This is a genomic window from Halomonas garicola (genome assembly GCF_055382465.1).
This window is the reverse complement of the sequence record NZ_AP043931.1, coordinates 666,600-682,687: the sequence shown is the minus strand read 5'-3', so window position 1 is coordinate 682,687 and position 16,088 is coordinate 666,600. Positions and strand designations below refer to the sequence as shown.

The window sequence follows — 16,088 nt, the reverse complement described above, 5'->3', positions numbered from 1 at the left end:
GCGTGCTACTTCCCGTCTGCTGTTGGCAGCGCCAGGCTTCCCGCGCGCTGCCACTGCTCAACGAGCGCCGGCACGCCCTGCCCGGCGGCGGCGCTTATCGGCGCCACGCCCGGCGGGCTCAGCGCGTCGGCGCTCGGGTCCACCAGCGCGCAGGGCACTTTCGGTCCCAGGTAGTAAAGCAGCGTGGCCGCCGGCATCACCGCCAGGGAGGTGCCCACCACCAGCAGGAAATCTGCCTCGGCCACCAGCGCGCAGGCCTCCTCAAACAGCGGCACGGCCTCGCCGAACCACACCACGTCCGGGCGCAGCTGGCTGCCCTTGTCGCACAGATCACCCAGAGCAATGCCGCCCTTGGCGAGCGGATAGCGCATGCGCTCGTCCACGCTCGAGCGCGCGTTCAGTATCTCGCCGTGCAGGTGCAGCACCTGCTGCGAGCCGGCACGCTCGTGCAGATCGTCGATATTCTGGGTAATGACGCTGACGCGAAACCCCGCGGCCTCAAGCTCGGCAAGCGCTCGGTGGGCGGCGTTGGGCTGCGCCTTGCGCACCTGCTCCCGGCGGCGGTTATAAAACTCGAGCACCAGGGCCGGGTCGCGCTCGAAGCCCTCCGGGGTCGCCACGTCTTGCACGTTATGCTCTTCCCAGAGGCCGTCGCTTGCGCGAAACGTCTTGATGCCGCTTTCCACGCTGATCCCCGAACCGCTGAATACCACCAGATGCGGCGCTTTGCTCATGGTTATCTTACGCTCCCGTTGATGGTTGACGGCGGTCAGTGTACCAGCGCGTCAGCGCCGCCGTTAAACCGCTGCTTGTTGCGGTAGGGGTATACGTCGATCACCCGGCCGTCGCGCACGTCCTGCTGCAGCCCCTGCCAGTAGGCCGGATCAAAAAGCTCCGGGTGCAGGCGGTAGAAAAGCGCCCGGCGCTCCGGGTTGGCAATCATGAAAGGGCCGAACTCTTCAGGGAAAATATCGTAGGGGCCGATGGACAGCCCCGAGGCGTCGGCCAGCTGCCCGCCGGGGGTGCGCGGCATGGCGCGGAAGCAGCAGTCGGTGAGATAGCTGATTTCGTCGTAGTCGTAGAAGATGACCCGGCCGTGGCGGGTCACGCCGAAGTTTTTCAGCAGCATGTCGCCGGGGAAGATATTGGCCGCCGCCAGCTGCTTGATGGCGTTGCCGTAGTCGTTGAGCACGGTGCGCACCTCCTCTTCGTCGCACTGCTCCAGGTAGAGGTTGAGCGGCGTCATCATGCGCTCGGTATAGCAGTGGCGGATCAGCACCTTGTCGCCCTTCATCGAAACCTTGGAGGGGGCAGTTTCCAGCAGGTGGTCAAGACACTCCGGGTCGAAGTGATCCTTGCGGGTAATGAAGTTGGAGAACTCCTGGGTGTCGGCCATGCGCCCGACCCGGTCGTGGCGCTTGACCAGCCGGTATTTTTCCCGGACCCCCTGATGGGTAATGTCCTTGGCCGGATCGAAGACGTCGCGGATAATCTTGAACACCGTGCGGTGGGACGGCAGCACAAACACCGCCATCACCATGCCGGGGATCCCCGGGGCGAGAATAAAGCGGTCTTCGCGCCGGGCTACCTGGCGGTTGAGCGTGCGGAAAAACTCGGTCTTGCCGTGCTTGAAAAAACCGATCGCCGCGTAAAGCTCGCTTGCCGACTTGCGCGGCATCAAATCCTGCAGGTAGCTGACGAACTCGCCGGGCACGGGGACGTCGACCTGGAAATACGCCCGGGTGAAGGAAAACAGAATCGAGACTTCGTCGGGCTCGATAAGCACGGTATCCAGCTTCAGGCGGTGCTGCTCGTTGGGAGCCCCATCGTGGAGCACCGGCAGCGCCAGCGGCACCTGCTCGCCGCCGCCGCGGATCCGCCCCACCAGGTACGCGCCCTTGTTGCGGTAAAATACGCTGTGCAAAAGCTCAAGCTCGGCATCGTCCGCCCCGAGAATGGCCGGGGGCAGATGCTCGCGCAGAAAGGCCGCGCCAAGGCCGGTATCCCGGGAAAGATCGGCAAAGGGCAGCGCCAGCGGCGCCTCGTCAAGCGCCCAGACCAGCGCCGCCTGCCAGTCGCCGTCGACCCGCCGCCGCCGGCAAAGCTCGATCCCCGAGCGCCGCGCCGCATCAACCCGGGAACTGTAGACAAACACCCAGTCGTTGCGGATGTGGCGATGCTTGAAAACGGCGCAGAACAGCGAGTTGAAAAACGTTTCGGCAAGCTCGTAGTCAAGCCGCTGGCTGATCAGCTCAGCGTAGTGGCCGCGCGCTTCGCGCCAGTATTCGCAGTCGGTCAGCACGTCCCGGCTGAAGGTGCGCTGCAAACGCTCCCGGGTGCCGTCCACCTTCTCTCTGTACAGGTTGATGCGCTCGGCGCTGGCGCGCTGGGTTTCCTGCCAGGCGGCGGTGCAAAAGCGCCGGCTGGCGTCCCGGGTAATGGCCTGAAAGCGCGCGCGGTATTCGTCAAAGCCGTGGAGCACGGTCGCGGCAAGGCGATAGGCAGCGGAAAGTTTCACGGGCGCCTCCTGTGCGTTTCCTAAAGCTTCGCCGAAGCGGCGCTCGCGTACGAGACGACTTTGGTGGCACCGAAAGCGTCAGGCCACAGCCGCGATGTGCGCCAGGCGCAGGCAGAACGCGCCGGCCCGGCGGTCGGCGATCAGCAGACCCAGCTGATAGATGTCGCCCGGCGCCAGCGCCGGCGCATCGCTTAGGTGCTTGCCCCGGCGGACGGCTTCGAACTCGTGCCAGGCAAAGCGCCACGTCTGCCATTCGCCGGCCTCCGGGGTAAACGCCACGCGGTAGGCGCTGCCCTCGTCCAGGGCGCGGCTTTTCAACCGCAGCTGGTAGGTGCGGCCGTCGCCGTAGACGCGTAGTGCCACGCCGCCGGCGCCTGCCAGCGACGGCTCGAAAGCCGTCGGCTCCCGGCGGATCGAGGCAAAGCCGCCGCCGTTGGCAAGCGAGGTTTCGCCCACAAAGCGCCCCTCCCCCTGTGCCACCTGAAAGCCGCTTTTCGATTCGCCGCCCATCACGCCGTCGTTGACCGCGTACCAGCGCCGGGCCTCTTCCTCAGCCGCTTCCCCGGCTAGCGGGGCAAAATGCAAGTCGCTCATGCGGCCTCCTCGCCGTCTATTTACGTTCGCGCCGATGCTATCGCAAGCGGATAATAATCGGCGGTTAACGTCGCCTTTATCGGCGCCTTCTTAAAACAAAGTCGTAAAACAGTTTATAAAAACACGATTTGTAAAACATGGGATAAAAAAACGGCTTTTAAAGCGTTTGTTAAAACACGACCCTTGAAACATAAAAAAACTTCGTTAGGCTATCTATATTACAAAAAGACATAATAAATCATTCTAACTCCACAAAACAGAAGGAAAAGGGAACGATAACCATGCCAAAGACCATGCCAAAGAAGAACACGCTCAAGTTCGCCATCCAAACGGCCGCTGTTGCGACGGCACTTGGTTTCGCCGGCCAGGCCAGCGCCGTTGACCTGAACGTCACCGATGACACGGAGGTCAGCCTCTACGGCTTCGCGCGCCTGAACATGAGCTACGACTTTGACGGCGACAACGCGGTAAGCACCCGCGCCGGCACCTTCGACATGGACAACGACGACAAGGGCCACTTCGGCGCTGACGCTTACCAGAGCCGCCTGGGCGTCAAGGTCAAGCACGCCACGGGCGTCGACCTCACCGTAGAGGGTGGCTTCCGCGGCGGCGACGGCGGTGACTTCCGCCTGCGTCACGCCTACGGCGAATACCGCGGCTTCCTCGCGGGCCGGACCTGGTCCAACTACAACAGCTTCGTCGGCGCTACCCCCACGCTGGACTTTGACAGCCTGGCGGGGCTTGCCGGCCTCCAGGACCGTACTGAGCAGGTCCGCTATACCACCGGCCCGCTGTCCTTCTCCCTGGAGGACGCCGTACGCGGCCCCGATATTGCCGCCGGCACCCCAGGCCCGGATAGTGAACTGGACCGCGAAGGCGTTGCAAACTTCGCCGACACCCGCCAGTCGGCGCCGGTGCTCACCGCGCGCGTTGAAGACTCCGCCGGAGCGGTGTCCTACTCCGCCGCGGGCCTGGTCAACCGCGTAAGCGCCGACGACGCTACCAGCGACGACAGCGCCATCGGCTACGGCGTCTTCGGCGCCCTGACGCTCGACCTCAACGACATGATCGCGGTGCACGGCGCGGTGAACGCGACCGACGGCGCCAACGACTACCTGTACCGCTCGGGCAACAACTTCTACGGCTCCAGCGCCTACGTTGACGGCAGCGACATCGAAACCATCAAGGGCTACGGCGGCTCGCTGGGTACCAGCCTGGATCTTGGCCAGGGCCGCAGCATCAACCTGGGCTACGGCATGACCAAGCTGGATCTGGACGACGCGGTGTCCGCCGGCGCCATGACCAATGAGGCCGCCGAAAAGAACCAGAACGCCATGCTCAACTACCAGTGGACGCCGGTGAACAACGTCATGATGGGCGTCGAGTACGGCTACTATCACCAGGAAACCCGGGGCGGCGATACCAGCGAAGCCAACCGCGTGCTGTTCGCCACCCAGTATGACTTTTAAGCGGCAAACCGCCTGACAGGGCGCTAGCCTGCTGTTTGACGTAGCAAGATCGAATGCCTCGCAGCAAGACACCCCGCTAGCCGGACGCCCCGTTCGGCCTTCGGGGTTTTTTACGTCTGGGGTTCACCCCGACGCTGGGCTAGACTCGACCCGACGTCACACTTCCGGCCTTGAGGGTCTCCTGCCATGTTCAACACCACCGCCTGGAATCGCCTGCGCTATACCGCCTACGCCCCGGTTTACGACGCGGTGGCGGCGCGGGTGCTGCAAAAGCCCCGGGAAGCGGCGCTGAGCCAGGTGGCCTGGGAGCCGGGCATGCGCGTGCTGCTCACGGGCGCGGGCACCGGGCTCGATCTGCCGCTGCTGCCGCCAGATACCCGAGTGCACGCCACCGACCTGTCGGCGGCCATGATCAAGCGCACCGCCGACCGGGCGGCGCGCCTGGGCCGCGACCTGGACTGCGAGGTGATGGACGCCGAGGCGCTTGACTATCCCGACGCGTACTTCGACGTCGTGGTGATGCACTTTATCCTCGCGGTCATGCCCGACCCGGCCCGCGGGCTGGCGGAGGCGTACCGGGTGCTCAAACCCGGCGGCCAGCTTTGCCTGCTGGACAAGTTCCAGCCCGATCACCGCCCCGCCGGGGCCGGACGGCGCCTGCTCAACGCCGCCACCTCGGCCATCGCCACCGACATTACCCGCCGGGCCACGCCGCTGCTCGAGGACGCCGGCTTTACCGTCAAGCGCGACACGCCGGTGCTGATGGGCTCGGTGGTGCGCGCGCTTATCGCCACCAAGGCGCCGCCGGCAGCGCGCTAGCGCACGCCGTCGCGTCGGCTATCGCCATGCCTGCTCGGGCGTCGCTGTCCTCGGCAAAGAGGCTTAACAGCACCATGATGACCAGAGACACCAGGATGTAGAAGGCAAGGCGCTTCCAGAAGCTGATCCGCATGACAGAATCCTTGATAAAAATCGGGGCCAAAGCCGTTAAAACGCCTTTTCCAGAGCAAAGCGCGGCTGCCGCCTGCCGTCTTTTTCCACCGTTTCGTTGAACATGGCAAGCGGGCGCACCCAGAGGCCGTAGTCGCCGTAAAGCGCGCGGTAGACCACCAGCCGCTCTTCGGTTTCGCTGTGCTGCGCGCCGCCCAGCACTTCGTACAGCGGCCCCTTGTAGTGACGATAAATACCGGGAACCGGGTTCATGGCTACCCCTCTACCGACAGAGTGGATGAAGCACCGGCCGTCGCCTCGCCTCGGGCCCGGGCGTTTTTGGCCAGCCGAGCAAGCACCCGGGAGGCGGCCGTAAAGCCGAAGGTGCCGGTCACGAAAGTAGCGGCGCCAAAGCCGCTGGCGCAGTCAAGCCGCATGGACTCCCCGCCGGCGGGCTTTTGCCCGCACACCTCGCCGTCCGGGGCCGGGTAGGTCAGCTGCTCGTCGGAGTAGACGCACTCGACCGCAAAGCGCCGCTTGGGATTGCGCGAAAAGCCGAACTCCCGGCGCAGCCGGGCGCGGGTTCTGGCCAGCAGAGGGTCTTGCTGAGTGCGCGCCAGATCCGCCACCTGAATCCGCGTGGGATCCGTCTGCCCGCCGGCCGCGCCGGTCACGGTCAGCGGTATTTTGCGCCGCTTGCAAAAGGCAATCAGCGCGGCCTTGGCGACCACGCTGTCGATGGCGTCGACCACGTGGCTGGCGCCTTGGGGAATGCGCGCTTCCAGGTTGGTCGGCGTGGCAAAGGCGGCATCCGCCACCACTTCGATCTCGGGAGCGATCAGCCGGCAGCGCTCGGCGAGCACCTCGACCTTGGGCCGGCCCACGGTGCCGTCCAGGGCATGCAGCTGGCGGTTAACGTTGGACACGCAGACGTCGTCCAGATCAATCAGGGTGAGCTTGCCCACCCCGGAGCGGGCCAGCGCCTCGACCGTCCAGCAGCCGACGCCGCCCACGCCGACCACGACCACATGGGCGTGGCGAAAGGCCTCGGCGGCCCGGGTGCCGTAAAGCCGGCGGATACCGCCAAAGCGCAGGCTATAGTCATCGGCCGGCGCCGGCGCTTCAACGGGCGCCGGTATTGTCTCGGTTGCAGCCATTGGGGTTCTCATGACGTAGTGACGTTAAACGTGAAGGTCGCGGGCCGGTATCGGCGCCAGGCGCTGGCGGTCAACCGGCAGGTGGCCGGCCCAGCCAAAGTGCGCAAACAGCGCGGCCATGGGGGCGTCCAGGGCGCACTCAAGTATCAGCTGCTGCTTTAATACCGGGTGTTCAAACGCCAGCCGGGTCGCCGCCAGCAGCAGCCGGGGCGCCTCCAGGTGGCGGGCAAAAAAGCGGTTGTGCACGCTTTTGCCGTGCTTGGTATCGCCGATGATCGGATAGCCGCGCCGAGACAGGTGCCGACGGATCTGATGATGCCGCCCGCTCAGCGGCCGCGCCTCCACCAGCGAATAGCGCGCCTGGGGGTAGCGATCCACCTGCACCGGCAGCTCGACGCTGTCCAGCCGGGTGATATCGGTCACCGCCGGCATCGCCGGCATTTCCGCCTTGGGGCGACTGCCGTTTTCCTCGCGCAGCGCGTAGTCCAGCCGCTCGCTCTCCGGGGCCACCCCGCGCACCACCGCCAGATAGCGCTTGTCGAGTTGCTGCCCGGCAAAGGCCTCGCACAGCCGCGCGGCGATGTCTGACGTCAGCGCAAACACCATCACCCCGGACGTCGGCCGGTCCAGCCGGTGCACCGGGTAGACGCGCTGGCCGATCTGGTCGCGCAGACGCTGGAGCAAAAACTCGCGCTCGCCCCGAGCCAGCGCCGTGCGGTGGACCAAAAGCCCCGCCGGCTTGTGCACGGCAACAAGGTATTCGTCCTGATACAGCAGCGTCAACGAGGGCATGGCAACTCCGGGAAAGCAGAGGGCTATTGTCGCGGCTTGGCGAGCGGATGTCACCTCTGCGCCGGCGGCTAGCTACGCCTGCTTCGCCTCCATCTGCGCGACAAAGGCGGCCACCTCGGCAAAGGCCTCGTCGGCCTCGGGCAGCAGCGGGGCAAAAATCTGCCAGACGTGCACCATGCCGGGCCAGAGCTGCAGCGTGACAGGCGAGCCCTCAGCGGTAGCCCTGGCGGCGTAGCGCCGGGCGTTATCCACGAGCATTTCGTCGGCGCTTGCCTGAATCAGCGTCGGCGGCAGGCCGGCCAGCCTACCGCGTAGCGGCGACGCCTGAGGGTGGGTCGGCGACACGCGAAACAGCGCCAGTACGGCCCACCACACCAGCGGCCGGGGCAGCCTGGCGAAGCGGCCAAACATCGGCCCCAGCAGCCAATCGGTGGCAATATTGCGGCGGTTGCTGGGCGCGGTCAGCGTCAGGTCCGTGGAGGGGGAAAACGCCACGGCGCCGTCGGCCTGGCGCAGGCCGCTGTCGCGCAGCCAGGCCAGCAGCCCCAGGGTGTGGCTGCCGCCGGCGGAGTCGCCGGCGACCAGCATGAATTCGGCCTCGGCGGCGCCCTCGGGGCCGTTGTCGAGCAGCCAGCGGTAGGCCTCGCGGCAGTCTTTCACGCCGTCCATGAAGCGGTGCTCCGGCATCAGCCGGTAGTCCACGGCGAACACCGCGGCCCGAGTGGCCCGAGACAGCCGATCGGTGATCGCCCGGTGGCTGCGTGGGCTGCCGGCGGTCCAGCCGCCGCCGTGAAGATACAGCACTCGCCGCCGGGTATCCGCCTCTGGGGCAACCATCCATTCGCCTTTCGGCGTTTCCTGAAGCCGCAGCGCCGAGTGCAGCACCAGGTCATCGCTCAGCGCGTCCATATGGTCGCGCAGCGCCACTATTCCGGCTTTCCCGGCGCGGCTTTTGGCGACGCCGTGCGCCTGTTCGACAAGCTCGCGCACCCGTTGATTCTCGGGGCCCGGCGACTGCTGCCGGACGGCATACGCCTGCCGGTCCAGCGCCGACAGATCCTTCAAACGAAACGTTAGCCGCGTGGCAAGCGCGGCAACCGCCGCCAGGCCAGCCAGCGCGGCCAGGGTAAGATACAGCCAGAACATTGAGCACCTGTTTGCTTGAATGGCAGGACCGCCGGCAGCCGCAGGGGGATTCGCCCGGGGGAAACCGGCTCCGGCATTTCGGTGCGGCATTGGGTCACGGAGCAAAACTTTGCTAGGCTCGAAGCAGGCTTTCAAGCCAACGCTGCCCCCTGCGGGCAGTATTTTATCAGCAAGGAGGTAACCTCATGCGCTACATTGCACCGCTTACCGGTATTGCCGCATCGCTGCTGCTCGCTGCCTCGGCCCACGCCGCCGATACGCTCGACGTTGACGTTCACAGCGTCAGCGCCGACGGCGTTGGCGACGCTATGGGCACCGTCACCCTCGAGCAGACCGATCACGGCCTGCTGCTGACGCCCTCACTTGAAGGCCTGGAAGCCGGCATCCACGGCTTTCACGTCCACCAGAACGCCAGCTGTGACCCCAAGGAAGACGACAACGGCGAAACCGTTGCCGCGCTGGCGGCGGGTGGCCACTACGATCCTGAATCCACCGAGACCCACCAGGGCCCCTACGGCGACGGCCATCTGGGCGACCTGCCGGCACTCGCCGTCGATGACAGCGGCGAGGCCAACCTGCCCACCCTGGCACCGCGCCTGAGCCTTGACGACATGGACGGCCGCAGCCTGATGATCCACGCAGGCGGCGATAACTACTCCGACGAGCCCCATCTGGGCGGCGGCGGCTCCCGCGTCGCCTGCGGCGTAGTGGAACAGTAAGCGTAGAACAGTAACTCACGCCGTCATCGCCGGCCCGCCGGCGGTCGCACTACGCAAAAACGGGCAGGCCCCATAGCGGCCTGCCCGTTTTTTTGATCCTTTGCTGCGCGCAGCGCAGCAAAGAAAATTACTCTTCGTCGCCGGCCATCTGCATCTGGCGCTGCAGGTAGTTCTGGATACCTACCTGCTCGATCAGGTGCAGCTCGGTTTCGATGTGGTCGATGTGGTCTTCTTCTTCGGCCAGCAGGTCGCGCAGCAGATCGCGGCTAACGTAGTCCTTGACGCTTTCAGCGTAGGTAATCGCTTCGATGTAATCGCGGCGACCGTCGTGCTCGATCTTGAGATCGCTCTCGAGCATTTCCTTGACGTTCTCGCCGATGTAAAGCTTGCCCAGGTCCTGAAGGTTGGGGATGCCTTCGAGGAAGAGGATGCGCTCGATCAGCTTGTCGGCGTGCTGCATCTCTTCGATGGACTCGTCGTACTCCCACTTGGCCAGCGCCTTGAGGCCCCAGTCCTTGTACATCTTGGCGTGCAGGAAGTACTGGTTGATCGCTACCAGCTCATTGCCCAGCGCAATGTTCAAATGTTCGATAACTTTCGGATCGCCTTTCATGACACACCTCTTGGTTGAACGTTGCAGGTCATAACGCCGTCGATAACGCGCCTGACGGAGCATGACACCGCCGTCAAGGCTTAAGCAACCAGGAGACAGGGCGCAACAAGCCTACTCCCGGAGATGCCGAGAGTATAGGCTAAAATAACGAAAACTCAACTAAATCAAAATGTTGCTAAAGGCAACAAAAACAAGAAAGATTCGCGTCACAGGGCGTCGGGATCAGCGCCCCCAACTGTCAAATGGCGTAGGCCAGCCCCATGTCGGCGTCGGCCCGCGCATCGCTTAGCGCCTCACGGGTAACGGCCTTGGCCGTACAGGCGCACTTGCCGCACTGGGTGCCGCAGCCGGTGGCTTCGCGGACTTCCCGCCAGCTGCGCGCGCCGTCATCGACCTCACGGCGGATCCGGTGATCCGTGACTCCCTTGCACATACAAACGTACATGGCACACCTCGCTCAATACACGAGGTTAATGTAAATGATTCCCATAGTTAATCGCAATAGCAACGGCTCTTATTTTTACCCTCCGCCTTTTTACCCTCCGCCGTTGTTCTGCCCCTTTTGCGCTGCCTGCCACTGCTTTTTTCGCCGCCCGCCGGCCTTTCTCGGCGACTCGCCCTGCCCTTTCTTGGGCAGCACCACCGTTTGCGTCCCGGAAGCGATATCCGGCCAGCTCCTTTTCTGGGGGTCAAACAGCACCCACCAGTACCCGAGCCCCAGCGCGGCAAGCGACACCCAGGCCGCCATGCAGCGGATCAGGCTCTGAGCCAGGCTGATCGGCGCTCCCTGGGCGTCCTGCACCCGGAGCCGCCAGGCCTGCATCCCCAGGGTCATCCCCCCCCGGCGCCAGCAGTAGGCAAAAAATGCCGCCGTCGAGCACACCAGCAGCAGCCGCAGCGTTGCCACAGCCAGGCTTCCGGTGCCGATGCTTTCGGCGCTGCGGCCGAGCACGAAGCGCATGAAAGCCGTGTGCGCCACCGTGACCAGCAGCCAGATGGCGAGCACCAGAAAGCCGTCGTAAAGCATCGCCGCCAGCCGCCGGGGCAGCGTCGCCGGGGTTACGCTATCCAGCTGGGTAAAACGTCGTTGGGTCATGGGTCTCTCTCGAAAAACGTGGCGTCGCCTCAGCCGTTGCGGCGCAAAAGGAAAAGCCCCGCCGCCGCGCAGGCCAGAATGGGCACCAGCACCGCCCATACCGGCGAAAAGCCGAAGATGGTCGACGCCGGGGCGAGCAGGTCCTGGGTATATTTGAACAAAAGCCCGGTAATCACGCCGTAAAACACCCGGGTGCCGGCGGCTACGGTGCGCAGCGGGCCAAACACGAAGGAGGCCGCGATCAGCACCAGCGACCCCATAGTCAGCGGCAGCAGCATTTTCTGCCAAAAGTACAAAAGCGGCTGCTCGGCGCTGCGCCCCTGGGACTCGAGAAACTGCGCATAGGCATAGAGCTCGCTTGGCGACTGGCTTTCGACGTCGCGCAGCAGTCGCTCAAGCTGCTTGGGCGTGAGCGCGGTCTCCCAGCGCTCGCTTGAGCGGTTAGCGGCCTCGGTATGGTCGGGATAAAACCGCGTGGTCGAGACGTTGCTCAGGCGCCACTCGCCGTTTTCCCAGTAGGCGCGCTCGGCGTAGGACGCCTCGACCAGCTGGCGGTCGTCAAAGCGGTAGCGCAGCAGGTCGAGCACCACGTTGTCGGCACGGATGGCCCCGAAGCGATAAATGCTGTCCTCCTCGATCTGCCAGGCGCTGCGGCTGGTCAGCAGCGCGCCCTCGCCCCGGCGCTGCTCGAACTGCCAGGCCTCGGCAAACTGCTCGGTGCGCGGGCTGACGAACTCCGCCACCAGCAGCACCGCCACCACCACCAGCAGCACCGGCTTCATCACGCCCCAGACAATGCGCGATAGCGAACGCCCGGCGGCGCGCATCACGGTCAGCTCGTTGCTCGAGGCCATGCTGCCAAGGCCGATCAGCGCGCCGATCAGCACCGCCACCGGGGCGTACTGGTAAAACCGCCAGGGCAGGCGCATGCTCAGATACAAAAGCACGTCCAGGCTTGAGTAGGCGCCCTGGACGTCGTCCAGGTCGTCGATATAGGCGATGATCAGGTCAAGCCCCAGCAATACGACCTGCACCACCAGAATGGAGGCCAGCACGTTGCGTGCGATATAGCGGTCCAGACGATCCATCAGCATTAGCGCATCCCCTTGCGTTGCGAACGCCATAAAAGCCCCAGCCCCAGCGCCAGAAAGGCGCCGTGAACCGGCCAGACGCCAATCGCGGCGGGCAGGGTTGCGTTACCCACGGCGTCCACCGCAGCCAGCAATAAGCTAAGATAAGCGACATACAGAAACACCGCCGGCAGCAGTTTGGCAAAGCGCCCCTGGCGGGGGTTGACCCGGGAAAGCGGCTGGGCGATCAGCCCCAGCACGAAGACCATCAGCGGCACGCCCATGCGCCACTGCCATTGGGCCATGGCCTCGGGCTCGCCGCTTTGCCACAGCGAGGCGGTGCTCTGAAACTCCGCCGCATCCAGCTCCTGACGATCGCCGCTTACCCCCAGCCGGATGGTATAGCGCTCAAAGGCCAGGTGTTCGGCCTGGTGCTCACCCGGCGTCACGCCAAAGCGATCGCCGCTTTCCAGCACCAGAAAGCGGCTGCCGGTCTCGTCGCGCACCTCCTGATGGCCCTGCTCGGCCCGGGTCACGTAGTTGGGCACCTCTTCGCCGCGGCTGCCGAGCTGATGGACGAACACGTTCTGCATCTGCTGGCCGTCCCGGGAAAAGCCGCTGATGTAGGCCGTGCGCCCCTGGCCGAAGTTCTGAAAGCGGCCCGGCGCCAGTATCGAGGCATCCAGCCGGCTGCGCTGCTCCTGAATCACTTCCTCGTTGAGCATGCTGCCCCAGGGCGTCAGCCAGATACTGCACAGGCCCACCAGCAGGGCCACCAGCAGCGAGGGCAGCAGGGTAATCTGTAAAAGCTTCCCCGGGCTTACCCCGCAGGCCACCATGACGGTGATTTCGCTGTTCATGTAAAGCTGGCCGTAGGCCAGCAGTATCCCCAGAAAAAACGCCAGCGGCAGCACCAGCTCCATGAACCCCGGCAGATGAAAGAGCATCAGATTGCCAAGCACCGTCACCGGGAAGTCGCCCTCTGCCGCCTTGCCAAAATAGCGGATAAAGCGCCCGCCCATGACCACCAGCAGCAAAACGCCGGCCACTGCCGACATGGTGAGCAGCACTTCACGGGTCAGATAGCGAAATAAAATCAACGTGATCTCCGGCCAGTCTTGCGGGATGCCATGCAATGCGCCCACGGCTTGGGTACACTGGCGGGCATTATCCTGAATCTCTCGATGCTTGTCTTGTTTGGAGACGCCATGCAATTTTCCGTTCAGACCGCCAACCCCGCCAAAGCCGAAACCGCCTGCGTCGTCGTCCCGGTGTTTAAGGACGGCGAGCTGCTGCCCGCCGCCGCCAGGCTGGACGACGCCAGCGAGCGGCTGATTGGCCAGCTGATGGAGCGCGGCGACTTCGACGCGGCCCTGGGCAACGTGCTGATGGTGCCTTTCGCCCCCGGCCTTTGCACCGAGCGGCTGATGCTGGTGGGTCTCGGCGAGCGGAAAGACTGCCGGGAAGCGGCCTTCCTCAAGGCGCTGGACGCCGCCAGCGAAGCGTTGATCAAGCTGCCCGCCGACGACGCCGTGATCGCCTTTGCCGACGTGCCGCTCGACGAGCGCGACAGCGCCTGGAAAGCGCGCAAGGTGCTCGAGGCCGTGCTCGGCGCCGGCTACCGCTTCGACCGCTTCAAGACGTCGCCGGCCGAGTCTCCCGTTCTTGAACGGGTCGCGCTCTGCGCCCGGGACAGCGACGAAGCCGCGCTCATCGAACAGGGAGCGGCCATCGGCCGCGCCATTGGCGAAGGCATCAACCATACCCGCACGCTTGCCAACCTGCCCGGCAACGTCTGCACGCCGCGCTACCTGGCCGCCGAGGCTGAAGCCCTGGCGGCCGAGTCCGACGGCGCGCTCACCGCCGAGATCCTCGACGAAGACGCCCTTGAGGCCCTCGGCGCCGGATCGCTGCTTTCGGTGGGGCGCGGCAGCGTCGAGCCTACGCGGCTGATCGTGATGCACTATCGGGGCGCCGACAACCCTGACGAGGCGCCCCACGTGCTGGTAGGCAAGGGCATCACCTTCGACTCCGGCGGCATTTCGCTCAAGCCCGGCGCCGGCATGGACGAAATGAAATTCGACATGGGCGGTGCGGCAAGCGTATTCGGCACGGCCAAAGCCATGCTCGGCATTCGCCCCGCCATGAACCTCGTGTTCATCGTCGCCGCGGCGGAAAACATGCCCGGCAGCGCGGCCACCAAGCCCGGCGACATCGTCACCACCCTCAAGGGGCTCACCGTCGAAGTGCTCAATACCGACGCCGAAGGCCGCCTGGCGCTGTGCGACGCCCTGACCTACGCCGAACGCTTTGAGCCGGCAAGCGTCGTGGACATCGCCACCCTCACCGGCGCGGCGATCATCGGCCTTGGCCACCACGCCAGCGGGCTTCTGGCCAACGACGACGACGTCGCCCTGGACGTGCTCGACGCCGGGGAAACCGCCTGGGACCGCGCCTGGCACCTGCCGCTGTGGGACGAATACCAGGAGCAGCTGGACTCCAACTTCGCCGACCTGGCCAACATCGGCGGCAAGCCGGCGGGCACCATTACCGCAGGGTGCTTTCTCTCGCGCTTCACCCAAAGCTACCCCTGGGCGCACCTGGACATCGCCGGCACCGCCTGGCACTCCGGCAAGCAGAAAGGCGCCACCGGCCGCCCGGTCGGGCTTTTGACCCAGTACCTGCTGGATCGGCAAAACGAGGCTGACGTGGAAGACGTCGAGCGCTAACATGGAAAGCCCCAGGGCTTGCCGGTCCTCTGTGCCGGCAAGCCCGCGCCGGCTTTTCACTCCGGTTTTACGCCCGTCTTTTATCCGCCAGCCCCGCGCTGGTTTTCAGCGGAGAACACGCCCGTGCCTTCAGACTCATATCCTGCCGACGCCTTTCAACTGGTACCGTCCAACCAGCCCGTGCCCGACAACGTCCGCGACAGCATTCTTCAGGCCCCGGGGTTCGGCACCCACTTCAGCGATCATATGGCGCACATCCGCTGGACGCTGGAGGCCGGCTGGCACGCCCACGGCATTTCTCCCTACGGCCCGCTGACCCTGGACCCGGCCGCCGCGGTGCTGCACTACGGCCAGGAAATCTTCGAAGGCATCAAGGCCTACCGCCACGCCGACGGCTCGGTGTGGACCTTCCGCCCGGAGAAAAACGCCGAGCGCTTTCGCAAAAGCGCCCGCCGCCTGGCGCTGCCGGAGCTCTCCGACGACGACTTTATCGGCGCGCTCAAGGCGCTGCTCGCCCAGGATCACGCCTGGGTGCCCACCCCGGCCGACGCCGCCGACGAGTGCAGCCTTTACCTGCGCCCGTTCATGATCGCTACCGAAGCGTTTCTCGGCGTGCGCCCCTCCCACGAAGTGGACTTCTACGTCATCGCCTCGCCGGCGGCGGCCTACTTCAAGGGCGGCGTGGAGCCGGTGTCGATCTGGCTTTCCAGCCACTTTAAGCGCGCCGCCCCGGGCGGCACCGGCTTTGCCAAGTGCGGCGGCAACTACGCCGCCTCGCTCGCCGCGCAAAAGCAGGCCGAAGCCCAGGGCTGCAGCCAGGTGGCGTTTCTCGACGCCGCGGAGAACCGCTGGATCGAAGAGCTGGGCGGCATGAACCTGTTTTTCGTCTTCAGCGACGGCCGCCTGGTGACCCCGCGCCTGACCGATACCATCCTCGAAGGCGTCACCCGGGACTCGGTGCTGACCCTTGCCCGGGACGAGGGCCTGACCCCGGAAGAGCGCCCGGTGAGTCTCGACGAATGGCGCGAAGGCGCCGAGTCCGGCGAGATTACCGAGGTCTTTGCCTGCGGCACGGCGGCGGTGATTACCCCGGTCAGCGAGCTGGTTACCGAGCACGAGCGCATCCGCCTGACCGCCGGCGGCGACAACGCCGTGGCCAAGCGCCTGCGCACCCAGCTGCTGAACCTGCAGTACGGTCGGAGCGAAGACACCCGCGGCTGGCTGACCCGGCTGGTATAAGCGCCGGCAGCGCAGG

At 65.3% G+C, this 16,088-nt stretch carries 18 protein-coding genes; 5 read left to right on the top strand and 13 right to left on the bottom strand.

Annotated elements, in window-relative coordinates; all coding sequences use genetic code 11:
* Nucleotides 1–5: 5 nt before the first annotated feature.
* The 3 genes from ACZ46Y_RS03555 to ACZ46Y_RS03545 form a co-directional block, all read right to left on the bottom strand.
* On the bottom strand, nt 6–734 hold the full coding sequence (locus tag ACZ46Y_RS03555; RefSeq protein ID WP_311954223.1) for an SIR2 family NAD-dependent protein deacylase: 729 nt from the start codon (nt 732–734) through the stop codon (nt 6–8).
* A 35-nt stretch (nt 735–769) separates the two neighbouring features.
* Complete coding sequence (aceK, locus tag ACZ46Y_RS03550) at nt 770–2,518, bottom strand: bifunctional isocitrate dehydrogenase kinase/phosphatase (protein WP_311954220.1); 1,749 nt, start codon at nt 2,516–2,518, stop codon at nt 770–772.
* A gap of 78 nt (nt 2,519–2,596) precedes the next feature.
* The gene (locus ACZ46Y_RS03545; RefSeq protein ID WP_311954217.1) at nt 2,597–3,112 is read right to left on the bottom strand and encodes a CIA30 family protein; all 516 of its coding nucleotides are present in this window, start codon (nt 3,110–3,112) and stop codon (nt 2,597–2,599) included.
* Nucleotides 3,113–3,393: 281 nt separating this feature from the next.
* Here ACZ46Y_RS03545 and ACZ46Y_RS03540 point away from each other — a divergent pair, with 281 nt between their 5' ends.
* Together ACZ46Y_RS03540 and ACZ46Y_RS03535 are read left to right on the top strand one after the other, a co-directional pair.
* On the top strand, nt 3,394–4,581 hold the full coding sequence (locus ACZ46Y_RS03540) for a DcaP family trimeric outer membrane transporter (RefSeq protein ID WP_311954213.1): 1,188 nt from the start codon (nt 3,394–3,396) through the stop codon (nt 4,579–4,581).
* A gap of 186 nt (nt 4,582–4,767) precedes the next feature.
* A complete protein-coding gene (locus tag ACZ46Y_RS03535) occupies nt 4,768–5,400 on the top strand; it encodes a class I SAM-dependent methyltransferase (protein WP_311954209.1) in 633 nt (210 codons plus the stop codon).
* On the opposite strand, the gene ACZ46Y_RS03530 is transcribed toward ACZ46Y_RS03535, so the two are convergent.
* The 5 genes from ACZ46Y_RS03530 to ACZ46Y_RS03510 form a co-directional block, all read right to left on the bottom strand.
* Nucleotides 5,366–5,533 (bottom strand): hypothetical protein, encoded by a 168-nt coding sequence (locus tag ACZ46Y_RS03530; protein ID WP_311954205.1) that lies wholly within the window; start codon nt 5,531–5,533, stop codon nt 5,366–5,368. The two genes, ACZ46Y_RS03535 and ACZ46Y_RS03530, sit on opposite strands and share 35 nt — an antisense overlap.
* A 35-nt stretch (nt 5,534–5,568) precedes the next feature.
* The gene (locus tag ACZ46Y_RS03525; protein WP_311954201.1) at nt 5,569–5,784 is read right to left on the bottom strand and encodes a DUF1653 domain-containing protein; all 216 of its coding nucleotides are present in this window, start codon (nt 5,782–5,784) and stop codon (nt 5,569–5,571) included.
* A 2-nt stretch (nt 5,785–5,786) separates the two neighbouring features.
* The gene (tcdA, locus tag ACZ46Y_RS03520) at nt 5,787–6,668 is read right to left on the bottom strand and encodes a tRNA cyclic N6-threonylcarbamoyladenosine(37) synthase TcdA (protein ID WP_311954198.1); all 882 of its coding nucleotides are present in this window, start codon (nt 6,666–6,668) and stop codon (nt 5,787–5,789) included.
* Nucleotides 6,669–6,692: 24 nt separating this feature from the next.
* The gene (locus ACZ46Y_RS03515; RefSeq protein ID WP_311954196.1) at nt 6,693–7,460 is read right to left on the bottom strand and encodes a pseudouridine synthase; all 768 of its coding nucleotides are present in this window, start codon (nt 7,458–7,460) and stop codon (nt 6,693–6,695) included.
* A 72-nt stretch (nt 7,461–7,532) separates the two neighbouring features.
* Nucleotides 7,533–8,606 carry an alpha/beta hydrolase gene (locus ACZ46Y_RS03510; protein ID WP_311954194.1) on the bottom strand — a complete coding sequence of 358 codons (1,074 nt, stop codon included), beginning with the start codon at nt 8,604–8,606 and terminating at the stop codon, nt 7,533–7,535.
* Nucleotides 8,607–8,791: 185 nt separating this feature from the next.
* Here ACZ46Y_RS03510 and sodC point away from each other — a divergent pair, with 185 nt between their 5' ends.
* Nucleotides 8,792–9,325 (top strand): superoxide dismutase [Cu-Zn] SodC, encoded by a 534-nt coding sequence (sodC, locus tag ACZ46Y_RS03505; RefSeq protein WP_311954191.1) that lies wholly within the window; start codon nt 8,792–8,794, stop codon nt 9,323–9,325.
* Between the two features lie 127 nt (nt 9,326–9,452).
* On the opposite strand, the gene bfr is transcribed toward sodC, so the two are convergent.
* The 5 genes from bfr to lptF all read right to left on the bottom strand — a co-directional run bounded on the left by bfr (nt 9,453) and on the right by lptF (nt 13,204).
* Nucleotides 9,453–9,938: a bacterioferritin gene (bfr, locus tag ACZ46Y_RS03500; RefSeq protein ID WP_311884627.1), complete on the bottom strand. Its 486-nt coding sequence runs from the start codon at nt 9,936–9,938 to the stop codon at nt 9,453–9,455.
* Between the two features lie 238 nt (nt 9,939–10,176).
* Entirely contained in the window at nt 10,177–10,383 is a 207-nt protein-coding gene (locus ACZ46Y_RS03495; protein WP_311954188.1) for a (2Fe-2S)-binding protein, read from the bottom strand.
* A 90-nt stretch (nt 10,384–10,473) separates the two neighbouring features.
* Nucleotides 10,474–11,034, bottom strand: coding sequence for an RDD family protein (locus tag ACZ46Y_RS03490; RefSeq protein WP_311954186.1), 561 nt, complete (start codon nt 11,032–11,034; stop codon nt 10,474–10,476).
* Between the two features lie 29 nt (nt 11,035–11,063).
* Nucleotides 11,064–12,128, bottom strand: coding sequence for an LPS export ABC transporter permease LptG (gene lptG / locus ACZ46Y_RS03485; RefSeq protein WP_311954183.1), 1,065 nt, complete (start codon nt 12,126–12,128; stop codon nt 11,064–11,066).
* Complete coding sequence (gene lptF / locus ACZ46Y_RS03480; RefSeq protein ID WP_311954181.1) at nt 12,128–13,204, bottom strand: LPS export ABC transporter permease LptF; 1,077 nt, start codon at nt 13,202–13,204, stop codon at nt 12,128–12,130. The genes lptG and lptF overlap by 1 nt, the downstream gene beginning before the upstream one ends.
* A gap of 108 nt (nt 13,205–13,312) precedes the next feature.
* Between lptF and ACZ46Y_RS03475 the strand changes: the two genes are divergently transcribed.
* Both ACZ46Y_RS03475 and ACZ46Y_RS03470 read left to right on the top strand, forming a co-directional pair.
* Complete coding sequence (locus tag ACZ46Y_RS03475) at nt 13,313–14,833, top strand: leucyl aminopeptidase (protein ID WP_311954178.1); 1,521 nt, start codon at nt 13,313–13,315, stop codon at nt 14,831–14,833.
* 159 nt (nt 14,834–14,992) lie between these two features.
* Complete coding sequence (locus tag ACZ46Y_RS03470) at nt 14,993–16,072, top strand: branched-chain amino acid aminotransferase (RefSeq protein ID WP_376717575.1); 1,080 nt, start codon at nt 14,993–14,995, stop codon at nt 16,070–16,072.
* Nucleotides 16,073–16,088 lie beyond the last annotated feature (16 nt).

What these genes read in the sequence shown, in the direction of transcription:
- ACZ46Y_RS03555 (WP_311954223.1), bottom strand. Translation starts at nt 734, where the DNA reads ATGAGCAAAGCGCCGCATCTGGTGGTATTCAGCGGTTCGGGGATCAGC.
- ACZ46Y_RS03545 (WP_311954217.1), bottom strand. Translation starts at nt 3,112, where the DNA reads ATGAGCGACTTGCATTTTGCCCCGCTAGCCGGGGAAGCGGCTGAGGAA.
- ACZ46Y_RS03540 (WP_311954213.1), top strand. Translation starts at nt 3,394, where the DNA reads ATGCCAAAGACCATGCCAAAGAAGAACACGCTCAAGTTCGCCATCCAA.
- ACZ46Y_RS03535 (WP_311954209.1), top strand. Translation starts at nt 4,768, where the DNA reads ATGTTCAACACCACCGCCTGGAATCGCCTGCGCTATACCGCCTACGCC.
- ACZ46Y_RS03530 (WP_311954205.1), bottom strand. Translation starts at nt 5,533, where the DNA reads ATGCGGATCAGCTTCTGGAAGCGCCTTGCCTTCTACATCCTGGTGTCT.
- ACZ46Y_RS03525 (WP_311954201.1), bottom strand. Translation starts at nt 5,784, where the DNA reads ATGAACCCGGTTCCCGGTATTTATCGTCACTACAAGGGGCCGCTGTAC.
- tcdA (WP_311954198.1), bottom strand. Translation starts at nt 6,668, where the DNA reads ATGGCTGCAACCGAGACAATACCGGCGCCCGTTGAAGCGCCGGCGCCG.
- ACZ46Y_RS03515 (WP_311954196.1), bottom strand. Translation starts at nt 7,460, where the DNA reads ATGCCCTCGTTGACGCTGCTGTATCAGGACGAATACCTTGTTGCCGTG.
- ACZ46Y_RS03510 (WP_311954194.1), bottom strand. Translation starts at nt 8,606, where the DNA reads ATGTTCTGGCTGTATCTTACCCTGGCCGCGCTGGCTGGCCTGGCGGCG.
- sodC (WP_311954191.1), top strand. Translation starts at nt 8,792, where the DNA reads ATGCGCTACATTGCACCGCTTACCGGTATTGCCGCATCGCTGCTGCTC.
- bfr (WP_311884627.1), bottom strand. Translation starts at nt 9,938, where the DNA reads ATGAAAGGCGATCCGAAAGTTATCGAACATTTGAACATTGCGCTGGGC.
- ACZ46Y_RS03495 (WP_311954188.1), bottom strand. Translation starts at nt 10,383, where the DNA reads ATGTACGTTTGTATGTGCAAGGGAGTCACGGATCACCGGATCCGCCGT.
- ACZ46Y_RS03490 (WP_311954186.1), bottom strand. Translation starts at nt 11,034, where the DNA reads ATGACCCAACGACGTTTTACCCAGCTGGATAGCGTAACCCCGGCGACG.
- lptG (WP_311954183.1), bottom strand. Translation starts at nt 12,128, where the DNA reads ATGCTGATGGATCGTCTGGACCGCTATATCGCACGCAACGTGCTGGCC.
- ACZ46Y_RS03475 (WP_311954178.1), top strand. Translation starts at nt 13,313, where the DNA reads ATGCAATTTTCCGTTCAGACCGCCAACCCCGCCAAAGCCGAAACCGCC.